General features: G+C 48.2%; 5 protein-coding genes and 1 pseudogene. All 6 read right to left on the reverse strand.

Features of this window, described 5'->3' with window-relative positions; translation table 11 throughout:
- Window positions 1-619 (reverse strand): annotated as a pseudogene (locus C8024_RS23885) (fumarylacetoacetate hydrolase family protein); the annotation flags it as partial.
- A 30-nt stretch (window positions 620-649) separates the two neighbouring features.
- Entirely contained in the window at window positions 650-964 is a 315-nt protein-coding gene (locus tag C8024_RS22330; RefSeq protein ID WP_254306115.1) for an SDR family oxidoreductase, read from the reverse strand.
- Window positions 965-1118: 154 nt separating this feature from the next.
- The gene (locus C8024_RS22335; protein WP_254306116.1) at window positions 1119-1469 is read right to left on the reverse strand and encodes an SDR family NAD(P)-dependent oxidoreductase; all 351 of its coding nucleotides are present in this window, start codon (window positions 1467-1469) and stop codon (window positions 1119-1121) included.
- A 30-nt stretch (window positions 1470-1499) separates the two neighbouring features.
- The gene (locus tag C8024_RS19115; RefSeq protein WP_173208178.1) at window positions 1500-2075 is read right to left on the reverse strand and encodes an aromatic-ring-hydroxylating dioxygenase subunit beta; all 576 of its coding nucleotides are present in this window, start codon (window positions 2073-2075) and stop codon (window positions 1500-1502) included.
- A gap of 44 nt (window positions 2076-2119) precedes the next feature.
- Window positions 2120-3346, reverse strand: a complete 1227-nt coding sequence (locus C8024_RS19120) for an aromatic ring-hydroxylating dioxygenase subunit alpha (protein ID WP_302051664.1) — start codon at window positions 3344-3346, stop codon at window positions 2120-2122.
- A 100-nt stretch (window positions 3347-3446) separates the two neighbouring features.
- Window positions 3447-3634 (reverse strand): DsbA family protein (locus C8024_RS19125; RefSeq protein WP_173208186.1); only part of this gene is annotated, 188 nt, incomplete at its 5' end.

Here is a 3634-nt window from a genome sequence, read left to right on the forward strand (position 1 = left end):
GGGTCGTCCAATTCGTCCGCGGTTACAATCCATGGTCCGCAAACAGCAAAGGTATCGGCAGATTTGCGAAAACTCTGAAGCTCCGGACCGCGGACCGTAATATCAAGTCCGATTGCATAACCGGCTACCACACCCAGCGCATCGTCGCGGGCAATCTGATGGCATTTTTTCCGATGATTACGGCCAGTTCTATCTCGTGATCAATGCGCCGCTCAGGGTAGCGCAGAACAACCTCGTCTCCAGCACCAATAAGAGAGCTATTAGCCTTGAGAAAAAGGCCCCAGTCCGAAATAGTCTTTGTCATATCCCGTCCATGGGAAATATCTTGGTCCGCTTTTGTTTCGGCAATATGCTTCTGATAGTTAATCGGAGCGTTGATGATTTTGCTCGGATTGGCAACCGGCGAGTTTAGGACAACTTCGGAAAGCGGGAGAGAAGGAGCTGACTTGGCCAATCTTTGTATGGTTGGCAGCAGGCCCGGCAAATGTTCAATCAGGAGATCGCCGAGAGGAACTGGCCAAACCAAATTTGGCAAAAGAGTAAGTGCTACCGAAACATCTCGGACGATATCGCCTTGGACCACGCCAATCCTGTTATCGTTAAACCTACATATTTTCACGCGCGCCTCCTTATTAGACCTTCTAATAATTTATGCAGACAAGTCTTCTCCACCGCATACATTCATGATCCCTCGCACACCAAGGCCGCCATCAGTGTTAATGACTATACCCGTCATCGGAGCTGCGTTCTCGCGTGAAGCGAGAAGAACATAAGGACCGCAATATTGATCCGGTGTTGGCGACATGCGAAGCGGGGTAATTCCGATAATCAACTCCTCGAAACCTTCCATAGTTTCCAGGCTTTCGTCTGCAGTGTTCGTAGCCTTGAGGCCGGAAAGGCTTGTACGCATACCACCCGGCGCAACGCCGTTAACCCTGACCTTCGGCCCGAGTTCGTGTGCCAACTGTCGGACGACACCAACAAGTCCATGTTTTGAGGCGGTGTAGAGCGGCCCGCCACCGCCGGTATAAAACCGGCATTGGACACGGTGAAGATCATGCTACCTTTAGATTTGATGAGTGCATCCAACGCCGCACGAGCACCAAGGAGTCCGCCCTTTACATTGATCGAGAGAAGCTCGTCAAAGGCTGCGGAAATTTCAGGCCCTTCAAATTCAGAAAGTGGCTTGAAAAATCGAAGACGCCTGCATTTGCGACGAAAGTATCAAGTCGGCCAAAGCGCTCAACAGCCGTTTCCACCGCTTTCACATTATCTTCATAAGATGTAACATCGCCAACGACAGTTTCAATTTTCTCGCCAAATTTGCGCTTTAGGCTGTCGGCACGATTTGCGTCCCTCTCCAAAACAACGACGCTAGCGCCTTCATCGATAAAACGATGAACCAAAGCAAGGCCCAATCCAGCCCCGCCACCAGTGATCAATGCGACATCATCTTTGAGCCAACCCATTATCTTCTCCGATCCAATTTATTGATTATATTACAAGAACAGCGTCATATTACGGCCACTAACACATCGTTCGTCATAATCGATATGGCGTGCAACAACCTTGAACTTGCCTTCGCTATCTCTCGCTAACTCGTCGTGCCGACAATAAACAAAACGGTCGATCTCGTATTGACGTCGGGCACGTTGGACAAACCAGTTGGATCGTACGAAAAGATTTACGCTTCCCGGCTTTTGAGCGATCTCTGTGTTTGCAACCATGTGCTGGTAATTTTCATCCGGGTTGACCCTCCAATTCAGCTCAGAATGAAATTGCTCCACTCTAGCATTGAGACATTCATAGTCGTCATCATAAATGAAAACTTCATCGGGCAGGTCATACCGCTTATCATTCTTGTAACGAAGTTGCCGACTAACGATTACATAGCGTATATTTTTGTCGATCATTTGGGCAAGCCATTCACGCAACCGCCGCGTGTCCAGCAAGCGCGCTTCTCTAAGAAAGAACGCATTTACCTCACCAGTAATATCCGTATCCCAGATAATCTCGGGATCCCCATCCCAGATGTCAGCTCCCATCACATTTGCAGACCTTGATACGCTATTCATTTCAATTCACCTTAATAATGCCACAGATATCGATGTCATTTTGCTTAGACATCAGCACTAACAAGCTGTTCTTTCCAGCTATCATCGCTCGGATCCATATCCCCCCAAGAGGCAGACCTCATAACTTCGTCATAAAACCGATAATAACCGCGATACGAGGTTTCACCGATTGCGGCCCGACCTACGACACCTGGCAGTTCAGAATCGACAATATCTTTTCCTATTCCCATTTGTGCATTCAATTGCAGTTTGCGTGTTTGAAATCCTGTGGTCAAAAGCGATGCTGATTCCATATTGTCATTATCATCAGCTTCCCAGTATCCAGCCACACCGAATGTTCGGTGCATTCCGTTTACGATCTTACGTTTCAATTCGTCCGGCATATCTTTTTCGACTATTGCCCAAGTCCAGCATTCTGTTTCATTCGGCCCAAGCGGCTGCCAGGTTTTAAAAAGATTCGTGCCCCAAAGATATGAAACATTAGGGAAAATTGCTCCGTTTATATGTGAGCCATAATAGCGTGTGCGAATAGCACCGTATTTCTCTTCCATTGCAACGCGTTTTGTAGCCTGCCAAGCCAACATTTCCTCGCCGAGTTTAGCATCATGGCCACCGGGATGAACGTCATACAAAATCCCGTGTCCGTGCCCATAGCGAGAGGCGACTTGAATCCCTGCACCTGCTGGCGGAAGGGCCGCATTTCCGGACATCGGTGCCAGCATTGATCCACTGACTGCCAAAGACGATGCGTGCGTCCAGCCAACATGATAGGCATCACCGACGAAATTCTCGCATGGCGCTTTCCAGTTACAATGGACAACAGACCGACTAGGTGGACCGACTAGTTCAACGCCTCCACTCGCCTCCATCCAGATATCAAGATACCATCGGGCGTCACCTAGATAATCCTCCAAGCTAATTGCACCTGCATCGAAATTACCGAAGACGAAACCATGATAAATTGAAACTTGAGCAACTTCTTTCAGGCCGTGCGTCTCTCGATCTAGTTTGCCTTGATAAAGCTCTTTTTCGAACGGCACTGCGGATAAAGAACCGTCAACCGCATAAGACCAACCGTGGTAATTGCAAACAAACGAGCGCTTGTTACCGGCTTCAACCGGACAAATGCGTGCGCCGCGGTGTCTGCAGACATTGAGAAATGCTTTTATGGAGCCATCCTTTTGGCGCACAACGATCACTTCGTCTTGCCCCATACGAGTAGTTACAAAATCTCCAAAATTCGGGATAGCTGACTCATGCGTTAAAAACAGCCAACAACGACCAAAATAGCTTCCATTTCTCGTTCGTAAATCTCAGGGTCGTGAAACATACGTGCACTTTGTTTGCCACGCTGGACGTCGATCAAATCTCTCATTTTTCAAATCCTCGGTTTTGTTTGTTTTTGAGATACTCCCGCAAAAAGTCTAAACGGTCATTTCCCCACCACATCTGACCATCAAGAATCATTGTCGGAGCGCCAAACACGCCCACCTGTTGCGCATTGGCGTTAGATTGGTCATATTGTTCCAGCACGTTATCGGAACACACAAAATCCAAAA

This window comes from Sphingopyxis sp. BSNA05 (assembly GCF_013265645.1).
Lineage (GTDB): Bacteria > Pseudomonadota > Alphaproteobacteria > Sphingomonadales > Sphingomonadaceae > Parasphingorhabdus.